This window comes from Marivivens donghaensis, assembly GCF_011806565.1.
GTDB lineage: Bacteria > Pseudomonadota > Alphaproteobacteria > Rhodobacterales > Rhodobacteraceae > Marivivens > Marivivens donghaensis_A.
The window spans coordinates 127,537-146,576 of the sequence record NZ_JAATOP010000001.1 but is presented as its reverse complement, the minus strand read 5'-3'; the positions used below and the strand labels follow the sequence as shown (position 1 = coordinate 146,576).

Annotated in this window: 20 protein-coding genes and 2 pseudogenes; 14 read left to right on the top strand and 8 right to left on the bottom strand. The window is 61.3% G+C overall.

Features of this window, described 5'->3' with window-relative positions:
* Positions 1-184 precede the first annotated feature (184 nt).
* The 9 genes from ffh to trmD all read left to right on the top strand — a co-directional run bounded on the left by ffh (position 185) and on the right by trmD (position 6,367).
* Complete coding sequence (gene ffh, locus HCZ30_RS00720; protein ID WP_167635846.1) at positions 185-1,699, top strand: signal recognition particle protein; 1,515 nt, start codon at positions 185-187, stop codon at positions 1,697-1,699.
* 3 nt (positions 1,700-1,702) lie between these two features.
* Positions 1,703-2,218: a GNAT family N-acetyltransferase gene (locus HCZ30_RS00715; RefSeq protein ID WP_167635845.1), complete on the top strand. Its 516-nt coding sequence runs from the start codon at positions 1,703-1,705 to the stop codon at positions 2,216-2,218.
* A complete protein-coding gene (locus HCZ30_RS00710) occupies positions 2,215-2,781 on the top strand; it encodes a GNAT family N-acetyltransferase (protein WP_167635844.1) in 567 nt (188 codons plus the stop codon). The genes HCZ30_RS00715 and HCZ30_RS00710 overlap by 4 nt, the downstream gene beginning before the upstream one ends.
* A gap of 9 nt (positions 2,782-2,790) precedes the next feature.
* A complete protein-coding gene (locus tag HCZ30_RS00705) occupies positions 2,791-3,090 on the top strand; it encodes a chorismate mutase (RefSeq protein ID WP_167635843.1) in 300 nt (99 codons plus the stop codon).
* A gap of 41 nt (positions 3,091-3,131) precedes the next feature.
* Entirely contained in the window at positions 3,132-3,491 is a 360-nt protein-coding gene (rpsP, locus tag HCZ30_RS00700; RefSeq protein WP_167635842.1) for a 30S ribosomal protein S16, read from the top strand.
* A gap of 99 nt (positions 3,492-3,590) precedes the next feature.
* Positions 3,591-4,220 (top strand): 5,6-dimethylbenzimidazole synthase, encoded by a 630-nt coding sequence (bluB, locus tag HCZ30_RS00695; RefSeq protein ID WP_167635841.1) that lies wholly within the window; start codon positions 3,591-3,593, stop codon positions 4,218-4,220.
* A 1-nt stretch (position 4,221) separates the two neighbouring features.
* A complete protein-coding gene (rimM, locus tag HCZ30_RS00690) occupies positions 4,222-4,737 on the top strand; it encodes a ribosome maturation factor RimM (RefSeq protein WP_167635840.1) in 516 nt (171 codons plus the stop codon).
* Positions 4,730-5,527, top strand: a complete 798-nt coding sequence (locus HCZ30_RS00685) for a hypothetical protein (RefSeq protein WP_167635839.1) — start codon at positions 4,730-4,732, stop codon at positions 5,525-5,527. The genes rimM and HCZ30_RS00685 overlap by 8 nt, the downstream gene beginning before the upstream one ends.
* Before the next feature lie 36 nt (positions 5,528-5,563).
* Positions 5,564-6,367: a tRNA (guanosine(37)-N1)-methyltransferase TrmD gene (gene trmD / locus HCZ30_RS00680; RefSeq protein ID WP_167635838.1), complete on the top strand. Its 804-nt coding sequence runs from the start codon at positions 5,564-5,566 to the stop codon at positions 6,365-6,367.
* A gap of 43 nt (positions 6,368-6,410) precedes the next feature.
* Here trmD and HCZ30_RS00675 read toward each other — a convergent pair whose 3' ends face one another.
* Together HCZ30_RS00675 and HCZ30_RS00670 are read right to left on the bottom strand one after the other, a co-directional pair.
* Positions 6,411-6,809, bottom strand: coding sequence for a hypothetical protein (locus HCZ30_RS00675; protein ID WP_167635837.1), 399 nt, complete (start codon positions 6,807-6,809; stop codon positions 6,411-6,413).
* Positions 6,806-7,285, bottom strand: coding sequence for a hypothetical protein (locus HCZ30_RS00670; protein ID WP_167635836.1), 480 nt, complete (start codon positions 7,283-7,285; stop codon positions 6,806-6,808). The genes HCZ30_RS00675 and HCZ30_RS00670 overlap by 4 nt, the downstream gene beginning before the upstream one ends.
* 342 nt (positions 7,286-7,627) lie before the next feature.
* On the opposite strand from HCZ30_RS00670, the gene rplS reads away from it, so the two are divergent.
* Together rplS and rpmE are read left to right on the top strand one after the other, a co-directional pair.
* Entirely contained in the window at positions 7,628-8,005 is a 378-nt protein-coding gene (rplS, locus tag HCZ30_RS00665; protein WP_167635835.1) for a 50S ribosomal protein L19, read from the top strand.
* 12 nt (positions 8,006-8,017) lie between these two features.
* A complete protein-coding gene (gene rpmE / locus HCZ30_RS00660) occupies positions 8,018-8,239 on the top strand; it encodes a 50S ribosomal protein L31 (RefSeq protein WP_167635834.1) in 222 nt (73 codons plus the stop codon).
* Between the two features lie 552 nt (positions 8,240-8,791).
* Here the strand turns inward: rpmE and HCZ30_RS00655 are convergent.
* Entirely contained in the window at positions 8,792-10,141 is a 1,350-nt protein-coding gene (locus HCZ30_RS00655) for a DEAD/DEAH box helicase (RefSeq protein WP_167635833.1), read from the bottom strand.
* Positions 10,142-10,477: 336 nt separating this feature from the next.
* Between HCZ30_RS00655 and HCZ30_RS00650 the strand changes: the two genes are divergently transcribed.
* The 3 genes and pseudogenes from HCZ30_RS00650 to HCZ30_RS16790 all read left to right on the top strand — a co-directional run.
* Positions 10,478-11,287, top strand: a complete 810-nt coding sequence (locus HCZ30_RS00650; RefSeq protein ID WP_167635832.1) for a division plane positioning ATPase MipZ — start codon at positions 10,478-10,480, stop codon at positions 11,285-11,287.
* A gap of 223 nt (positions 11,288-11,510) precedes the next feature.
* Positions 11,511-11,924, top strand: a pseudogene (locus tag HCZ30_RS16795) (PAS domain-containing protein); the annotation flags it as partial.
* Between the two features lie 69 nt (positions 11,925-11,993).
* Positions 11,994-12,878 (top strand): annotated as a pseudogene (locus HCZ30_RS16790) (ATP-binding protein); the annotation flags it as partial.
* Here HCZ30_RS16790 and HCZ30_RS00640 read toward each other — a convergent pair.
* From HCZ30_RS00640 to HCZ30_RS00620, 5 genes are read right to left on the bottom strand one after another with little or no spacing between them, the layout of a single operon-like run.
* Entirely contained in the window at positions 12,875-13,090 is a 216-nt protein-coding gene (locus tag HCZ30_RS00640; protein ID WP_167635830.1) for a formate dehydrogenase subunit delta, read from the bottom strand. The pseudogene HCZ30_RS16790 and the gene HCZ30_RS00640 overlap by 4 nt on opposite strands.
* Positions 13,087-13,818: a formate dehydrogenase accessory sulfurtransferase FdhD gene (fdhD, locus tag HCZ30_RS00635; RefSeq protein WP_175580936.1), complete on the bottom strand. Its 732-nt coding sequence runs from the start codon at positions 13,816-13,818 to the stop codon at positions 13,087-13,089. The genes HCZ30_RS00640 and fdhD overlap by 4 nt, the downstream gene beginning before the upstream one ends.
* A gap of 50 nt (positions 13,819-13,868) precedes the next feature.
* Positions 13,869-16,790 (bottom strand): formate dehydrogenase subunit alpha, encoded by a 2,922-nt coding sequence (gene fdhF / locus HCZ30_RS00630; RefSeq protein WP_167635828.1) that lies wholly within the window; start codon positions 16,788-16,790, stop codon positions 13,869-13,871.
* Positions 16,787-18,304: a formate dehydrogenase beta subunit gene (locus HCZ30_RS00625; protein WP_167635827.1), complete on the bottom strand. Its 1,518-nt coding sequence runs from the start codon at positions 18,302-18,304 to the stop codon at positions 16,787-16,789. The genes fdhF and HCZ30_RS00625 overlap by 4 nt, the downstream gene beginning before the upstream one ends.
* Complete coding sequence (locus HCZ30_RS00620; RefSeq protein ID WP_167635826.1) at positions 18,301-18,777, bottom strand: formate dehydrogenase subunit gamma; 477 nt, start codon at positions 18,775-18,777, stop codon at positions 18,301-18,303. Before HCZ30_RS00620 ends, HCZ30_RS00625 begins: the two co-directional genes overlap by 4 nt.
* Positions 18,778-19,040 lie beyond the last annotated feature (263 nt).

Here is a 19,040-nt window from a genome sequence, read left to right as displayed (position 1 = left end):
TAGGTGCGCACGCGCGTAGACGGCCAGCCAACCATCCCGGGAGCATGAGTCTTCCGGTCCCTTCCCTATATGGGGGGATCGCCGTCCACCAGCGCGTTGCGCCCGTGGGCGCGATTGTGGTTTGAGCGGTCGGCACCTATGTAGTCGTCCAACGATTGGTAACTGGTCTAGGAGGACCGTCGGCATGTTTGAAAATCTATCCGAACGCCTTGGCGGAGTCTTCGACCGTCTGACCAAGCAAGGCGCCCTGTCCGCCGACGACGTCAAGATTGCCCTGCGCGAAGTACGCGTTGCCCTGCTCGAAGCCGACGTTTCGCTCCCCGTTGTGCGCAACTTCATCAAGTCCGTCGAAACCAAGGCCACCGGCTCTGCCGTCACCAAGTCGATCACGCCCGGCCAGCAGGTCGTGAAGATCGTCCACGACGAACTGATCCGCGTTCTGGCTGGTGAAGAAGACGCCGGCGCACTGAAAATCGACACCCCGCCCGCTCCGATCCTGATGGTCGGCCTTCAGGGCTCGGGTAAGACCACCACGACCGCAAAGCTCGCCAAGCGCCTGAAAGAGCGCGAAGGCAAGCGCGTCCTCATGGCTTCGCTCGACGTCAACCGTCCGGCTGCGATGGAACAGCTCGCGATCCTCGGCACCCAGATCGGCGTGGACACCCTGCCGATCGTGAAGGGCGAAGATCCCGTTGCCATCGCCAAGCGCGCCAAGACCCAAGCGTCGCTCGGTGGCTATGACGTCTACATGCTCGATACCGCAGGCCGCCTGCACATTGACGCAGAACTGATCCAGCAGGCTGCCGACGTCCGCGACGTTGTGAAGCCGCGCGAAACCCTGCTCGTTGTCGACGGCCTGACCGGTCAGGACGCCGTGAACGTTGCGACCGAATTCGACGACAAGATCGGCGTTTCGGGCGTTGTCCTCACCCGTATGGACGGTGACGGCCGCGGCGGTGCTGCGCTGTCGATGCGCGCGATCACCGGCAAGCCGATCCGTTTCGTCGGTCTCGGCGAAAAGATGGACGCGATCGAAACCTTCGAGGCCGAACGCGTCGCGGGCCGTATCCTCGGCATGGGCGACATCGTTGCTCTTGTTGAAAAGGCACAGGCCACGCTGGAGGTCGAGCAGGCCGAACGCATGATGAAGCGCTTCCAGAAGGGCCGCTTCAACATGAACGACCTGAAGATGCAGCTGGAACAGATGATCAAGATGGGCGGCATGGACAGCCTCGTCGGCATGATGCCGGGCATGGCCAAGCACGCTGGCAAGATCAAAGAAGCCGGCTTCGACGATATCATGCTGCGCCGCCAGATCGCTCTCATCAACTCGATGACCAAGAAAGAGCGCGCCAACCCCGACCTGATGCAGGCCAGCCGTAAAAAGCGCGTGGCCAAGGGTGCCGGTCTGGAAGTGTCGGAACTGAACAAGCTGCTCAAGCAGCAGAAGCAGATGGCCGACATGATGAAGAAGATGGGCAAGATGGGCAAAGGCGGCGCGCTCCGTCAGGCCGTCAAACAGATGTTCGGCAAGGACGGCATGCCCGAAGGCGGTATGCCCGACATGAACGATCCCAAGGCGATGCAGCAGGCTGCCAAAGCTCTGGGTCAGCAGATCCCCGGCGGAATGGGCGGTCTGGGCGGCATGGGTCTGCCCGGCGGTCTGAGCGGCCTCGGCGGTCTGGGTAAGAAAAAGTAACCGATGACCGAAACACTCGAAACCCAGCGCTTGATCCTGCGCAAACCCAAGGCGTCCGACCTTGACGCGGCGATGGCATTCTTTGCCTCGGACCGCTCGGTCGGCGTGGGCGGTCCGTTGCAGGAAGGTCAGGCGTGGCGCGGTTTCGCGGCGGAAATCGGTCACTGGGAAATCCACGGCTATGGCATGTGGGTCGTCACCCGCAAAGGCGACGACACCGCACTGGGCATGATCGGCCCGTGGTATCCGGCTGGCTGGCCGGAAAAGGAAATCGGCTGGATGATCTGGGACGAGAGCGTCGAGGGCACGGGCATTGCGACCGAAGCCGCGAAGGCGATCATCGACCACACATGGTCCGTGCTGAAGTGGGACACGATCGTGAATTACATCGGTCCCGACAACAACCGTTCGATCGCTCTGGCTGAAAAGCTGGGTGCGAAGCGCGACCCGAATGCGGCCGCTCCGGATGGTAAAGATTGCCTTGTTTACCGTCATACCAAACCGGAGCACCTGTCATGAACCGCCCGTGGGAAGCAGATCCTCAGGGTCAGGCCGCCGTCGCGACCGACCGTATCGCAGGCTCGCTGCCGCGCATTGCGCTGGCACGTGTCACCCTGCGCGCGCCGTATATCTCGGACTTCGAGGACTACGCGAAAATCGTGTGCACCGAGCGCGGCAAGTACGTCGACGGCCCGATGAGCCGCGATGATGCGTGGCTCGACTTTAACCAGTTGGTTGCTGGCTGGCTGCTGCGTGGCGCGGGTCTCTGGACCGTTGTGCGCAACGACGACCTGAAAACGCTCGGCTTTGTCATGCTTGACCACGAGTTCGGCGATCCGGAACCGGAACTGGGCTTCCTCTTCCTCGAAGAGTTCGAAGGTCAGGGCTACGCACTCGAAGCTGCCCGCAGCGCCCGTAACAACGCCTACAACGCGCTGAGCTGGGAAACGCTGGTCAGCTACATCCACCCCGATAACGCCCGCGCCATCAAACTGGCCGAGCGTCTGGGTGCGGAACGCGACGAAAGCGCCGACTTCGGCGGCTGCATCGCCTACCGCTATCCCCGTGAAATCCCCGAGTAAGAGGACTCCATGACTGACGACGCCGTCGCCCGCGCAGCCGAGCTTCTGAAAGGCCACCGTGAAAGCATCGACCGCCTCGATGCCATTCTGGTTTTCACGCTCGCCGAACGCTTCAAGCACACGCAATCCGTGGGCAAGCTGAAGGCCGAAAACGACCTTCCGCCTAGCGACCCTGCACGCGAAGAGATGCAGATCGCACGGCTGACAGACCTTGCGGACAAGGCCGATCTAGACCCCGAGTTCGCTAAGAAATTCCTGAATTTCATCATTCAGGAAGTGATCCAACACCACAAGCAACACCAATCCTGACGGCCTCGCCGTCACACTGCCATTCGATCAGGAGAAACATCATGGCTATCAAAATCCGTCTCGCACGCGGTGGTTCCAAAAAGCGCCCCCACTACGCAATCGTTGCTGCTGACTCGCGCATGCCGCGCGACGGCCGCTTCAAAGAGAAGCTGGGCACCTACAACCCGCTCCTTGCCAAGGATTCGGAAGACCGCGTAAAGCTCGACCTCGAGCGCGCTCAGTACTGGCTCGACCACGGCGCACAGCCGACCGACCGCGTTGCACGCTTCCTCGAAGCTGCTGGCGTTGTTGCCAAGAAAGAGCGCAACAACCCGAAGAAAGCCGTTCCGGGCAAAGCTGCTCAGGAGCGCGCTGCTGCTAAAGCCGCTAAGGCCGAAGAAGCCGCTGCTGGCGAAGAGTAATCTTCACGCCCGCTGCCCGGAGGGAAACCTCCGGGCAGTTTCTTTTTCGGCTTTTTCGCCGCGACCGTTCCCGCTACGGTCACCGCAAAGGAGCCGCACATGACCGGATTTGACGCTGACTTTCGCGATGAACTCTGGCGCCTGCTGCGGATGCGGCGCGACGTTCGCCACTTCCGCACCGACCCCGTAGATTCCGATGTTATCGATGACTGCTTGCGGAGCTTTTCGCTCGCGCCTTCGGTTGGCCTGTCGGAGCCGTGGCGCGTTGTCCGCGTCAACGATCCCGCTCGCCGTATCGCCGCACGCGAGAATTTCCGCGCCGCCAACGCCGATGCGCTCGCCGGATATTCGGGCGACGATGCCAAGATCTACGCGGGTCTGAAGCTGTCCGGCATGGACGACGCCCCCGTGCAGATCGCCGTTTTCAGCGAAGACAACACAACTAAGGGCAAGGGCCTTGGCGCAGGCACCATGCCAGAGATGAAAGCCTATTCCTGCGTGTCCGCCATCATGCAGTTCTGGCTGCTGCTTCGCGCGCACCGCATCGGCCTTGGTTGGGTGTCGATCCTCGATCCCGAGCAGCTGACCCGCGATCTGGATGTGCCTTCGCACTGGCGTCTGATAGGTTACTTCTGTATCGGCTACCCGCTCACCGAAGAGGAAAGCCCCGAGCTGGAACGGCTCGGTTGGGAAAAACGGCAGGATCTGCCCGCACTGCTGGAGAGATAACATGACACAGGATCGAGTTGTCGTCGGAGCCATCGGCGGCGCATTCGGCGTCCGCGGCGAAGTGCGCCTGAAATCGTACTGCGCAGAGCCCGACGCGATTGCGGACTACACCCCGCTTTATACTGCGGATGGCCGCACCTTCCCGACGATCGTCGTGACCGGCGTCGCGCAAAACGCGCTGATCGTCCGCATGGATGGCGTTGTGTCGAAAGAGGACGCGGACAAGCTCAAGGGCACACAGGTCTTTGCGGATCGGGACAAGATGCCCCCGCCCGCTGACGACGAATACTACTACGCCGACCTCATCGGCCTTCAGGTGTTCGACACGGGCGGCAACGACCTCGGCACCGTGAAAACCGTGATGAACCACGGCGCGACGGACCTCTTGGAAATTCACAAGGCGGGCTACAAATCGACCGTGCTGCTGCCCTTCACGCAGGCGGCCGTTCCGACCGTGGACATCGCCGCAGGCCGCATCGTCGCCGACCCGCCGGAGGGCCTGTTCCCCGATGAATAAGATGCCACGGATCCTGCTGCACCCCGGTTTCCACAAGACCGGCACCAGCTCGATCCAGCATTTTCTCTGGGTGAACCGCGAGAAGCTGGAACCGCAGGTCCAGCTTCTGATGCTCCGCCATCTCAAGCCCGTGACATCGCTCGTCCACAACTTTTCGCGCACGGGCAATCCGCTCGTGCTGCTGGACCTCAGCGAACGTCTGGACACGCTGCTGTCACAGCTACCCATGGATGGCCGCGATGTTCTGGTCTCGTGCGAGGCGCTTTGCGGCCACCTGCCCGGTTGGCCGAACGTCGATACCTACGCCGCCGCGCCCGTCACCGTGTCTTATGTCGCCAACTATCTGGCCGAACATTTCGGCGCGATCGAAACCAAGGTCGTGCTGACCACACGCGAGCGGTCGTCCTGGCTGTTCTCGGCCTACCGTCACCATCTCAAGGGCCATCGCCTGCGGATGGATTTCGACGAATTCGCCGCCGCCTACAGCCCCGCCGCCGACTTCGTGCCGATTGTCGACGCGCTTCGCTCCGAACTGGGCGATGTCGTCACGACGCTGCCGCTGGAGGACGCGAAGTCCCACGCCCTCGGCCCCGGCGGTGCGCTGCTGGACGCATTCGGCATCGACCCGAGCGGATTTGCTCCCGTCGGCAAAGGCAACACCGGCCCGGAAGAGGCGCTCTGGCGCGAGTTCCTGACCATCAACCGCTCCGGCCTCTCCGACGAAGAGGTCATCGCAGCCAAAGATGCTCTCGCCGAGGAAACCCAACTTGGCGGGTGGCGCACGGCCTGAGTTCCCTTCGACCCCGCTTTGCCGTATGAGCCAGCCATGACCGAAGATACGCCCAACAAATCGAGCGGCCGCCGCGTGATGCGGCCCACGCTGAAACCCCGCGATCTGCTCACCGAGCAGCCGGAGTGGCACGGCGTCTGGACCGCGCAGATCATCACCCTGCTCCCCGATGCGTTTCCGGGAATGCTGGGGCAGAGCCTCACGGGCAAGGCGCTGCGCGAAAACCTCTGGGCGCTGCGGACGATCAACCTGCGCGACTTCGGCATCGGCAAACACAAGAACGTCGACGACACCCCTGCGGGCGGCGGCGCAGGCATGGTGCTGCGGGCCGATGTGCTCGACGAGGCGATCCAGACCGCTGGCAGCACCGCGCGCGGCAACATGCCCCTGATTTACCTCTCGCCCCGCGGCAAACGGTTCGATCAGGCGATGGCGCGCGAGTGGGCATCCTACGACGGTGTCACCCTGCTCTGCGGCCGTTTCGAAGGTGTCGACCAGCGCGTGCTCGACGCCTACCGCATTCAGGAAGTTTCCCTCGGCGATTTCGTCATGACAGGCGGCGAGCTTGCCGCCCAAGCCATGCTCGACGCCACCATCCGCCTCCTGCCTGGCGTGCTGGGTAACGCCGAGAGCATCGAGGAAGAAAGCCACTCCAACGGCCTCCTCGAACACCCCCAATACACCCGCCCCGCCGAATGGCGCGGCCGCACCATCCCCGACGTGCTTATGTCGGGCCACCACGGCAACATCGAAAAATGGCGCCGCGAACAGGCCGAAGAGATCACGAAGGAACGTCGGCCGGATATGTGGGAGAAGTTTGCGAGCACTTTAAAGCGCTGAGTGTACCTTAAATTTCAGAAATGGAAACCAGTGCCGCTTGCTGTCAAGCAGAACTTAGTAGTTTAGCTTGATCGCCAACTTCCGCATCTAACGATAGGTTAACTCTCTTCGCTCCTTCTTCAATTTCTTCACGCTGCTGCCCAAACATAGCGATCCCACTGTCACGGCGAATGATCTTTCGGCTCCCGTGGGTTTCCTCAAACTCGATCGAACGAAGCGTCGCGATCTTTTCTTGAACATGAGTTACTTTGGCTCGCCCACGCACCTCTTCCAAACGACCAAGCGATTCATTTGTGTCAGGATCAAACAATTCGGGTCCTATCGAATAGATTAAGTAGACATCACCTGCTTTAACGCCATGGAGACTTCCTCGGTTAATCACAGCGCGGTAATCATCCGGCACGTGCGACACAGTTGCACGATTCTTAGTTTTATCAGTCATGTCATGTGCCCGGGCTTGATCACTAGGTCTTTTCGAAAATCTGCCATTTCTTTTATAGTACTAACTTCATCATCTTCAGCGGAGGTCAAACGAAGTTGAACTATTCTATTTGTTTGAATGTTCATCACTCGCGCACATCCGACAAATATTTCCAAGTCATCGCTCGCTCGGAAAATAGACACCCCAATACCATGACCGAGCCAGTCGCAGGGCTCCACCAAAATTAGACCGTTGTCTAATATTTTCCGAACTGTTGGCGACTGAAATCCATCCTGATGACGAAAGCGAAACGCCCATAGCAATGGTGGCAGTAGAAACAAATAAAACCCGTGCGTCCCCACCAAAAGCGTGTTTCGCTCCCACCAAGTTTCATCGACTACTAATGACAATAAATACAAGAGGAACCCAACCACGCCAGCGGCACCGACCAGCACAATGATAAAGTCTCTGAATTGAGTTGCGCGCTGCGTTTTCAAATAAATGCCGAGGATTTACCAACTTCTTCTCCAGCAAGAATAGCGCATCCCAACTCTCGCGCAAGGTGTCATGCCAATGTATGATACCTTCTTGCCCCCCGCCCCCCTTTGGCCTATACGCGCGACTGTCTAGGGGATCTGTGATTCCGCTAGGCCCGTTTTGTATTGCCGCATCCCTCTTTCTTCGGGGGGACAAGGGCAGGCAAGGTGGCACCAAGTAAAGTCGCACTGAACTCTGGCGGGCGCTCCCGAATGGGAACCCAGCGGACCCGGTTGAAGGCCAAGAGCTCTGAGGGCGCAAGCAACCTTTGTGGAATAACCACAAGCAGATAGGAGCATCAGATGAATCTGATCGCACAGATCGAGGCAGAACAAATCGCCTCGCTCGGGAAGGAAATTCCCGATTTCAAAGCCGGTGACACCATTCGCGTCGGCTACAAGGTGACCGAAGGCTCGCGTACCCGCGTACAGATGTACGAAGGCGTATGCATCAGCCGCAAGAACGGCAAAGGCATTGCCGGCTCGTTCACCGTTCGCAAAATCTCGTTCGGCGAAGGCGTGGAGCGTGTGTTCCCGCTGTTCTCGACCAACATCGACAGCATCGAAGTTGTACGTCGCGGTAAAGTCCGCCGCAGCAAGCTGTACTACCTCCGCACCCGCCGCGGTAAGTCGGCTCGTATCGCTGAGGTCACCAACTACAAGCCGCTGGCTGAGAAGTAAGGATAGCTCGAGATGCGTAAAGATATTCACCCCGAATACCACTTCATCGACGTTAAACTGGTCGACGGCACCATCGTAAAGATGCGCTCGACCTGGGGCAAAGAAGGCGACCAGATGTCGCTCGACGTCGACCCCTCGGTACACCCGGCATGGACCGGCGGCACCTCGCGCCTGCTGGACACCGGCGGCCGCGTTTCGAAGTTCAAGAACAAGTACGCAGGTCTGGGCTTCTAATCCCTTTCCAAGCGGAAACAGAAAACGCCGTCCCTCGGGGCGGCGTTTTTCTTTGGGCGGTATGCTCTGCAAAAAGCAGGCGGGCGGATGCCAGTCCACGGGATTAGGCACCCGGCCCACCCACAGTTGGGTTCGGCGTGTGTGAGACCGAACCATCCAAGTCAGCAGCCATCCCGCCGCTGACCCGACCTCCTCCCCTCTTCCTTAGAGGACGGCGTGACCCGGCAAATGCGTCATGCGCTCCGCCATACACCGGGCCACACCATGCGACCTGTCGACTGGTCGCAACTTTCGCCGTGCGTTCCCTGCGCCGATCAATCGGTAGCGGGGTGTTGCGCGGCTGTAACTGTGTCGTGCAGAGAGCTAACGCGCGGCCAACGCAATTCGATCAGGTTTTCTGCGGAAAAACGCAGCTGTGATCGAGGGAATGGCCAAGCTCCGCCGATCACCCGCAAAAGGAGTGGCGAAATGTTGCAACTTGTCAGGAAATTCGTTCCGCGCTCGGGAACCGGATGACAGGTGCCAATTACGGCACCTGTCGTCAGTATCGTCTTAGTTGGCCTTGCGGCGACGCGGCGACGCAGCGCCACCCTTCGATGCAGCGTTGGGATTGCCACCTGCACGGCGCTGGGCGGGCTTACCTGCGCCACCGCGGTGCTGCGGCTTGCCGCCTTGCTTCGGTGCGCCGCCAGCTTTCTGACCACCACGACGCTGACCGCCGCCACCGCCACGCTTGTTGCGCTGCTGCGGCTCGGCTGCTTTCTCTTCGCTCTTTTCCCACGGACGACCCGAAGCCACGGGGATCTCGCTCTTGATGGTCTTCTGGATGTCGCGCAGATCGCCCATTTCGTCCGGTGCGCAGAACGCTACGGCCTTACCGTCGTTGCCCGCACGCGCGGTACGGCCGATGCGGTGGACATACTGGTCCGGCACGTTCGGCAGTTCATAGTTGTAGACGTAGCGCACATCCGGAATGTCGATGCCGCGCGCAGCAACGTCGGTCGCAACTAGAACCCGGGTCTTGCCCGCTTTGAAGTCGGCAATCGCGCGGTCACGCTGGCCTTGGCTCTTGTTGCCGTGGATCGCAGCGACGCCAAAGCCCTTGGCTTCCAGCGAACGGGCCAGCTTTTCCATGCCCCACTTGGTGCGGCCGAAAACGAGCGCACGGTCGTCGCGGTGCTGGTCCAGCAGCTCGACCAGCAGGTCGAACTTGGCAGCTTTGCCGACGTAGTGGATCGACTGCTCGATCTTGTCGGCGGTCTGACCCGGAGGGTTTACCTGAACGCGCTGCGGCTTGTTGAGGTAGCTGGCAGCGATCTCTTCCATCTGCTTGGGCATGGTGGCCGAGAACAGCATGGTCTGACGGCCATGCGGCAGCAGGGTCGCGATGCGGCGCAGCTGGTGGATAAAGCCAAGGTCGAGCATCTGGTCCGCTTCGTCGAGGACGAGGAACTCGGTCGCGTCGAGGCGCAGAGCATTGCGGTCGATCAGATCGAGCAGACGGCCCGGCGTTGCCACCAGAACCGACACGCCCTTTTCGAGCTTGCGCATCTGGCCGACGATACCCGCACCGCCGGTGACCAGAGCCATCTTTAGGTGGGTGCCAGCGCAGAAGTTTTGCAGGTTCTCGAAAATCTGCTTTGCCAGTTCGCGGGTCGGAGCAAGGATCAGCGTCCGCACCACTTTGGATTCAACGCGGCGACCATCCTTCATCATCGCGTGCAGGATCGGCAGACCGAAAGCCGCGGTTTTGCCGGTGCCGGTTTGTGCCAGACCCATCACGTCATGGCCTTCCATGGCCAGCGGGATCGCTTTTTCCTGGATCGGGGTCGGAGTGGTGATGCCGTTTTCGGCAAGGTTTTCCAGCAGACGGGCCTGAAGCCCGAATTCTTCAAAAGTCATAGAATATCTTTCCGCCCGCAACACACGGGCTCCCTCAGGACGCCGAAGCCATCCTACAGGTGGTGACGCAGACTCGCGATCTGGCCGCATGCCAGACTGCCGTTACGCCACGGCCCCCTGCGTGAATGTGGGTCCGAAGTTTTCGTGGTATCCCCTTGCGTCTGTCTTATCGACGCGCTGCTCACGCCACAGGTGACGGATACCGATAGGCGTCACATGCGGATTCATCAGACAAATGTCAAGTGAATGAAGATTAAGCACACTATCCGCTTTACCTTTTCCTCTCTTCCGCGTGATCGTATAACCGGAGCCAAGCAAACTACGCGGGGAAAGAACGTGGCGCATATTATTGTTGTCGGGAACGAAAAAGGCGGTGCAGGCAAGTCGACGGTGTCGATGCATGTTGCAACCGCGCTGGCCCGCATGGGTCACTCTATCGGCGTTATCGACCTCGACCTGCGTCAGAAATCACTCGGCCGCTACCTGCTGAACCGCAAGGAATTCTGCGCGAGCGAAGGCATCGATCTTGCCACCCCGAACTACTACGAACTGCCCGAGGTCGATCAGGAAGCCCTCAAGCCCGGCGAAAACGCATTCGACCAGCGCCTGTCGAACGCCGTCAGCAAGATGGAGTCCGAGAACGAATTCGTTCTGATCGACTGCCCCGGATCGCACACTCGCCTTTCGCAGGTCGCCCACTCGCTCGCCGACACGCTGATCACCCCGCTGAACGACAGCTTCGTCGACTTCGACCTCCTCGCACATATCGACAGCGACGGTGAAAACATCACCGGCCCTTCCGTCTATTCCGAAATGGTGTGGAGCGCCCGCCAGCTTCGCGCGCAAGCCGGACTGAAGCCGATCGACTGGCTCGTCGTCCGCAACCGCATGGGTGCGCAGGCGATGGTCAACAAGCAAAAGATGGAAAACGCGCTCGACAAACTGTCCCGCCGCATCGGTTTCCGTACCGCGCCGGGCTTCAACGAACGTGTTATTTTCCGCGAACTTTTCCCGCGCGGCCTGACCCTGCTCGACCTGCGCGACATCGGCGTCACCCAGCTGAACATCTCCAACGTCGCTGCCCGTCAGGAGCTGCGCGATCTGGTGAAGGCGCTTGATCTGCCGGGCGTCACGCCGGACTTCTGATCACCGGCCTTCCAGCCATCCAGCCGATTGCATACGGCGCTGCCAAAACGGGGACATCCCCATGCGGCAGCGCCGTTTTTCGTGACAGGAGGCGCTTTGACGCGGGGCGCGAAATGGATAATCTCTCACCCAAGGGGAGAGCCGCGTGACCAACACCATCGCAAATACCGACAGCCTCGCGGCGAACGTCTCGGACGAGGCGAGGGTCGATGTGCTCAAGGCGATGGACCAGACCTACAACGAGCTTGTCGAATACCAAAGCCAGCTTGAGCAACGGAACGCCGAGCTCGATGAGATGCGCGGCTTCATGTCGTCCGTCATGGCTTCGGTCTCGGACGTTCTGATTGTCGTTAGCCGTGACGGGATGATCGAACAGGCGGCGGGTTCTTTCGCCGCGCAGCTTGGCCGCGATCCTGCGACGGTGACGGGCCAGCCCCTTTCTGCCATCACGGGCGAGGAGGCTTACGGCACACTCAACACCGCCCTCGATCAGGTCATCACAACCCGCCGCCCGATGCGGCTAGAAGTCGAACTCGACACCGCCAGCGGCGCGGAGCCGTTCGACGTGTCCCTCGCGCCCCGCCTCGGCGAGCGCGGTAAGTCCGTCGGCGCAGTGCTCATCGGCCGCCCTGTGGGCGAGCTGCGCCGCGCTTATTCCGAACTCGAAGAGAGCCATCAGGCGCTGCAAGAAGCGCAGAGCCACCTCGTCCGCAATGAAAAGCTGGCCTCCCTTGGTCGCCTCCTCGCAGGCGTTGCGCACGAACTGAACAACCCGATTTCCTTCGTCTACGCCAACACCCACGCGCTCGAAAAATACGTGGGCCGCTTCGTAACCTACTTTGAACAGGTTCAGGCCGGCGCGAGCCGCGACGACCTGATCGCGCTGCGGAAAGACCTGCGCCTCGACCGCGAATTGTCGAACATGCGCATGGCGATCGACGGCGCCCGCGACGGTGCCGAACGTGTCCGCGATATCGTCGAGGATCTGCGCCGCCTGTCGTCGGACGGCACGGGCGAAATGGCCGATTTCGATCTGGTGGAAACCACCCGCGTCGCCACCCACTGGGTCGCCCGCGGCACCAAGAAAGAAGCCCCCATCCGTACGGAAGCCCCGCTGTCGCTGATTGCCCACGGGCGCAACGGCCACATCCAGCAGGTCATCATGAACCTCGTCCAGAACGCGCTGGACGCCGTCGAAAACACCGCCGTGCCCGAAGTCATCATCCGCATCGGAGAGGCAGAGGACATGGCCTTCATCGAAGTCGCCGACAACGGCACGGGCATTTCTGACGACATCGCGCAGTCGATCTTCGATCCCTTTTTCACCACCAAGCCCGTCGGCAAAGGCACCTGCGAAATCCTCGGCCTCGATCCGCTCTACCTCGCGAACGAAGGCACGCTGGTGCTGTTCGTTCCCGAAGAACACGCGGACGCCGCGCTCGCGGCCATGCAATCGGTCGACACCGGCAAAGACGCCCGCATCATCGGGCGGGCCAAGGCGGGTAATCCACTCGTCACCATGCGCACCGCGTTCGGCGGCAGCCGCATTGTCGACATGCTCGTGGGCGAGCAGCTCCCGCGGATCTGTTAAGCGGGCTGCTTCACCAGTTTGCAGGCATCAAGCGCGAGGTCCGAAAGGCCCTCGCCGCCTGCCTCGCAATGGGCCAACAGTTGCTCGCGCATCCGCGGCTCCCAGAAATCATTGATGTGCGCCGCGACGCCTTCGGCTTTTTCGTCCGTCGGCTGCGAGGAAAAGAACGTGGCGATCTGGTTCGCCATGTAGACCATCTTTTCGGTTTTCATGCGGTTATCCGTTCGGGATGGGTGTAAACGTCGAAACCGTCCCCGCGCGCGAGCGCAACGACAGTCAGGTTGGCGTGGTCCGCGACGCGCACCGCGTGGGCGGTCGGGGCGGAAACGGCAATCAGGATCGGCGCGCCTGCGATCACGGTCTTCTGGACCATATCGACCGACACGCGGGAGGTCAGGACAATCGCGCCATCCGCAGGGTCGATGCCCTGTTGGATCAGCGTCCCGATGAGTTTGTCGAGCGCGTTGTGGCGGCCCACGTCCTCGCACACGGCAACGATACCATCGCGCCAGAAACCGGCAGCATGAACCGCGCGGGTTTCATCGTGGAGCGGCTGGTGTTTGCGGAGTTCTTCGGTTGCGCGATTGACCTCCTCCGCTGTTAACACTTTGTTATTTTTGACAGTTGTCAACTCGCGGAGCGCCTGCTCCAGACTGTCGATGCCGCACAGCCCGCAGCCCACCGGACCGAGCATCGAGCGGCGGCGGTCTTCCATCCGCTTGGCTGCGTCGTCGGTGATCCACATGCGGACCTCGTAGCCCTGCGCGTGCTCGATGACCTCAAGGCTTTCGATTTGACCGGCGGATTTCACCGTGCCTTCGGTCAGTGCAAAGCCGGTCCCGAAAGCCTCCAGCTTGTCAGGGGTCGCCATCATCACGGCTTGGGTGGTGCCGTTGAACACGATGGCCACGGGCGCTTCTTCGGGCAAAGCGCGCTGCATGTCCTGCAACGCGCCCTGCCATCTTTGGCCTGCTATGGTTTTGCTCGGCGTCACTCTGCCGCCGGAAGGATACGGCGCGAGGCGGCGGCCTGCGCGTTGTAATCTTCCTGCCAGTCGGTCGGCCCGTTCGACGGGGACACCTGAACAGCCGTCACCTTGTATTCGGGACAGTTGGTCGCCCAGTCGCTGAAGTCCGTGGTGATCACGTTGGCCTGCGTGTCGGGGTGGTGGAAGGTCGTGTAGACCACACCCGGCGATACGCGGTCGGTGATCGTGGCGCGCAGCGTGGTTTCCCCCGAACGGGACGCGAGCTTGACGAAGTCGCCTTCGTTGATGCCGCGCACCTCTGCGTCGTGCGGGTGGACCTCGAGCAGATCCTCGCCGTGCCAGACCGAGTTCTTCGTGCGGCGTGTCTGCGCACCCACGTTGTACTGCGACAGGATACGGCCCGTGGTAAGCAGCAGCGGGAAACGCGGACCTGTCTTTTCATCGGTCGCGACGTACTCGGTCACGATCAGACGGCCCTTGCCGCGCACGAAACCGTCGACGTGCATCAGCGGGGTGCCGTCGGGGTTGTCGTCGTTACACGGCCACTGGATCGAGCCGCGCTCTTCCAGCAGTTCGTAGTTCACGTTGGCGAACGACGGGGTGGTCGCTGCGATCTCGTCCATGATCTGGCTCGGGTGAGTATAGGTCCAGCCCGCGCCCATCGCGTTGGCGAGCAACTGCGTAACTTCCCAGTCAGCGTAACCGTTCATCGGCGCCATGACTTTGCGCACGCGGTTGATACGGCGCTCGGCGTTGGTGAATGTGCCGTCCTTTTCGAGGAACGACGACCCCGGCAGGAAGACATGCGCGTAGTTCGCGGTCTCGTTCAGGAACAGGTCGTGGACAATCACGCACTCCATCGCGGCAAGGCCCGCAGCGACGTGTTTGGTGTCGGGGTCGGACTGGAGGATGTCCTCCCCCTGACAGTAGAGGCCCTTGAAGGTGCCATCGACTGCCGCGTCGAGCATGTTGGGAATGCGCAGACCCGGTTCGGGATCAATCGGCACGCCCCATGCGTTCTCGAACACTTCACGCACATCGGCGTTTTTGACATGGCGATAACCCGGCAGTTCGTGCGGGAACGAACCCATATCGCACGAGCCCTGCACGTTGTTCTGACCGCGCAGCGGGTTCACGCCAGCGCCGTTGATACCGACGTTGCCGGTCAGCATCGCAAGGTTGGCGATACCGATGACGGTGGTCGAGCCTTGGCTGTGCTCGGTCACGCCAAGGCCGTAGTAGATCGACGACTTGCCAGCGGTCGCATAGGTGCGGGCCGCAGCGCGGACGTCAGCAGCCGGAACACCGGTGAGCATCTCGACCGCTTCGGGCGAATGGCGCTTGTCGCTGACGAAATCGGCGTAGGCCAGATATTCGTCCCAATCGCAACGGGTGCGGATGTAAGCCTCGTCGATGAGGTTTTCGGTGACGATGACGTGGGCCAGCGCGGTGACAATGGCAACGTTCGTACCGGGACGGAGCGGCAGATGGTGGTCCGCTTCGATGTGGTTCGATTTCACCATGTCGGTGCGGCGCGGGTCGATCACGATCAGCTTTGCGCCCTGACGGATGCGCTTTTTCAGGCGCGAGGCAAAGACGGGGTGACCGTCGGTCGGGTTGGCACCGATGATGAGCGCGCAATCCGTTTCCTCGACCGAGTCGAAGTCCTGCGTACCTGCCGAAGTGCCGTAGGTCTGGCCAAGGCCATAACCCGTGGGCGAGTGGCAGACGCGGGCGCAGGTGTCGGTATTGTTGTTGCCGAACACAGCGCGGGTCAGCTTCTGCACGAGGTAGGTTTCCTCGTTCGTGCAGCGCGACGAGGTGATCACGCCGATCGACTTCTTGCCGTACTTTTCCTGAAGGCCGCGCATCCTGTTCGCGGCAAAGGTCAGCGCCTCGTCCCACGACACTTCCTGCCACGGCAGATCGACGCTTTCGCGGATCATCGGGCTGAGGATGCGGTCCTGATGGGTGGCGTAGCCGTAGGCGAAACGGCCCTTCACGCACGAGTGGCCGCGGTTGGCCTTGCCGTGCTTGTAAGGCGTCATGCGGACGAGCTGGTCGCCCTTCATCTCTGCCTTGAACGAACAGCCGACACCGCAATAGGCGCAGGTTGTGATGACGGAGCGGGTCGGGGTGCCCATCTCGATCACCGACTTTTCCTGAAGCGTCGCTGTCGGGCAGGCCTGCACGCAGGCACCGCAGGACACGCAGTCCGAGGTCAGGAAGCTATCGTCCACAGCACCGGCGGAGACGCGGCTTTCAAAGCCGCGACCCTCGATGGTCAGCGCGAAAGTGCCCTGCACTTCTTCGCAGGCGCGTACGCAGCGCGAGCAGACGATGCACTTCGCCGGATCGTAGGTGAAGTACGGGTTGCTGTCGTCTTTGGGGATGTAGTGGTGGTTCCCCGGACCTTCGCGGCGCTTGGCGTCGGCCATCGACAGCGCGCCTGTTCCGGTCGGGTCATAGTGGTTTTCGCCCGTGGTATAACGCACATCGCGCAGACCGACGGCACCCGCCTGATCTTGCAGTTCGCAGTCACCATTGGCGGCGCAGGTCAGACAGTCGAGCGGGTGGTCGGAGATATAGAGCTCCATCACGCCCTTGCGGATCTTGGCGACCTTTTTCGACTGGGTGTGCACGACCATGCCTTCGGCAACGGGCGTGGTGCAGGACGCGGGCGTACCGCGGCGGCCTTCGATTTCGACCACGCACAGACGGCAGGAACCGAACGCTTCGAGGTTGTCGGACGCGCAGAGCTTGGGGATGTCGATCCCCGCCAGCGCCGAGGCACGCATGACGCTGGTGCCTTCGGGAACGGTGATGTCGAAACCATCGATGCTCAGCGTGACGGTCTTGTCGGATTTCGATGCAGGGGTGCCGAGGTCACGGTCATCGCCCCACGGGATGATAAAGTCCTTCATTCCGCAGCCTCCTTCACGCCCGCGAATTCTTCAGGGAAGTTCTGGAGCGCGGACATCACCGGATAAGGGGTGAAGCCGCCGAGCGCACAGAGCGAGCCGTCTTTCATGGTCTCGCACAGGTCGGTGAGCAGTTCGACAGCCTCGCCGTCGCCTTGGGCGATGCGGTCGATGGTCTCGACACCGCGCACCGCGCCGATGCGGCAGGGGGTGCACTTGCCGCAGCTCTCGACCGCGCAGAATTCCATCGCGAAACGCGCCATGCCGAGCATGTCTGCGGTGTCGTCAAACACCACGATACCAGCGTGACCGATCAGACCGCCCTGCCCGTCGAATTCTTCATAGCCGAAGGGCGTGTCGAACTTGGAGACGGGCATGTAGGCGCCCAGCGGACCGCCAACCTGAACCGCCTTTACGGGGCGACCCGAAGCGGTGCCGCCGCCGATTTTGTTCACGAGATCACCAAGCGGCATCCCGAAAGCGGTTTCGAACAGGCCGCCGAATTTGACGTTGCCCGCGATCTGGATCGGCATGGTGCCTTTCGAACGGCCAAGTCCGAAGTCCGCGTAATGCTGGCCGCCCTTTTCAAAGATCACCGGCACGGTCGCCAGCGAGATCACGTTGTTGACCACCGTCGGGCGGCCCATGAAACCTTGCAGCGCGGGGAGCGGCGGCTTGGCCCGGACGGTGCCGCGCTTGCCTTCGAGGCTATTGAGGAGGGAGGTTTCCTCGCCGCAGACATAAGCACCGGCACCGACCCGAACCTCGATGTCGAAGCTGTTGCCCGAACCCATGACATTGCCCAGCAGACCGTGGTCGCGGGCGATGGCGCAGGCGGCGGACATCACTTCGATAGCGTCGGGATATTCGGAACGGATGTAGACGTAACCCTTGGTCGCACCGACGGTCAGACCTGCGATCACCATGCCTTCGATCAGGGTGAAGGGGTCACCCTCCATGATCATGCGGTCGGCAAAGGTGCCGCTGTCGCCTTCGTCGGCATTACAGACGATGTATTTCTGTTCCGCTTGGGCACGGCGGACGGTGTCCCACTTGATACCCGTCGGGAAACCAGCACCGCCGCGACCGCGGAGGCCGGAGGTCTTCATCTCGTCGATGAGTTGATCGCCGGTCAGGGTCAGCGCGCGGCGCAGACCCGAGAGACCGCCGTGGGCTTCGTAGTCGGCCATCGACAGCGGATCGGTCTTGCCCACGCGGGCGAAGGTCAGGCGGTTCTGCTGGGCGAAGAACGGAATCTCTTCGACATTGCCGAGCGCCTTGTCGCTGTCGCCTTCGAAGATTGCTTTGACGTCCGCAGGGGTCACGGGGCCATAGCCGACGCGGCCTTCGGAGGTTTCGATCTCTACCAGCGGCTCCAGCCAGATCATGCCGCGGGTGCCGTTGCGCACGATAGTCGCGTCGATGCCGCGCTCTGCGATTTCGGCTTCGATGGCTTTGACGACGCGCTCTGCGCCGAGCGCCTTGGCCGCGGCGTCACGGGGGACGTAGATTTTCATGCGCCGCACTCCGTCAGGATTTCGTCGATACGTTCGTTGTCCACGCGGCCTTCGAGCTGACCATCGACCATGACAGCCGGACCGCAGGCACACAGGCCGAGGCAGTAGACCGGCTCGACAGTAATATTGCCGTTAGGCGTGGTCATGTGCCACTCGCCGCCGAGTTTGTTCAGGGCGTGGTCGGCAAGGGCATTCGCGCCGACGGACTGGCAGGCTTCTGCGCGGCAGATTTTCACGACATGGCGGCCAGCGGGGGCGTCGCGGAAGTCGTGGTAGAAACTGATGACGCCGTGCACTTCGGCGCGGCCGATATTCAGAGCGTCGGCGAGCACCTGAACCGCCATCTGCGGAACATGGCCGAACTGGCTCTGGATGTCATGGAGGATGGGCAGCAGCGGCCCTTCAAGCTGGCTGTGGCGCGCGATGATATCCTTGATATCGTCCTGCGACGGCAATGGCGTGACAACGTTCATACGAGACTCCCTGATCGGGTCTCAATGAACCTGAGTTATCTTCAAATCAATATCGTTTTTCCGTTCTTTGATAGTAAAATCCTATCAAAACGAATCGTTTAGCGAAGCCTCAGGCCACTTCTCTACAATTTTAAGTAGTAAATTATCCCCAGCAGGCGCTCTGCACGTCATTTGCACAATTCCAAGAGGATAGGTGCACGACCACAGCGGATAAGGCGGGGTGAACGGTGAGGGTCACTAACGGTAAATAAACCCCGTGATGT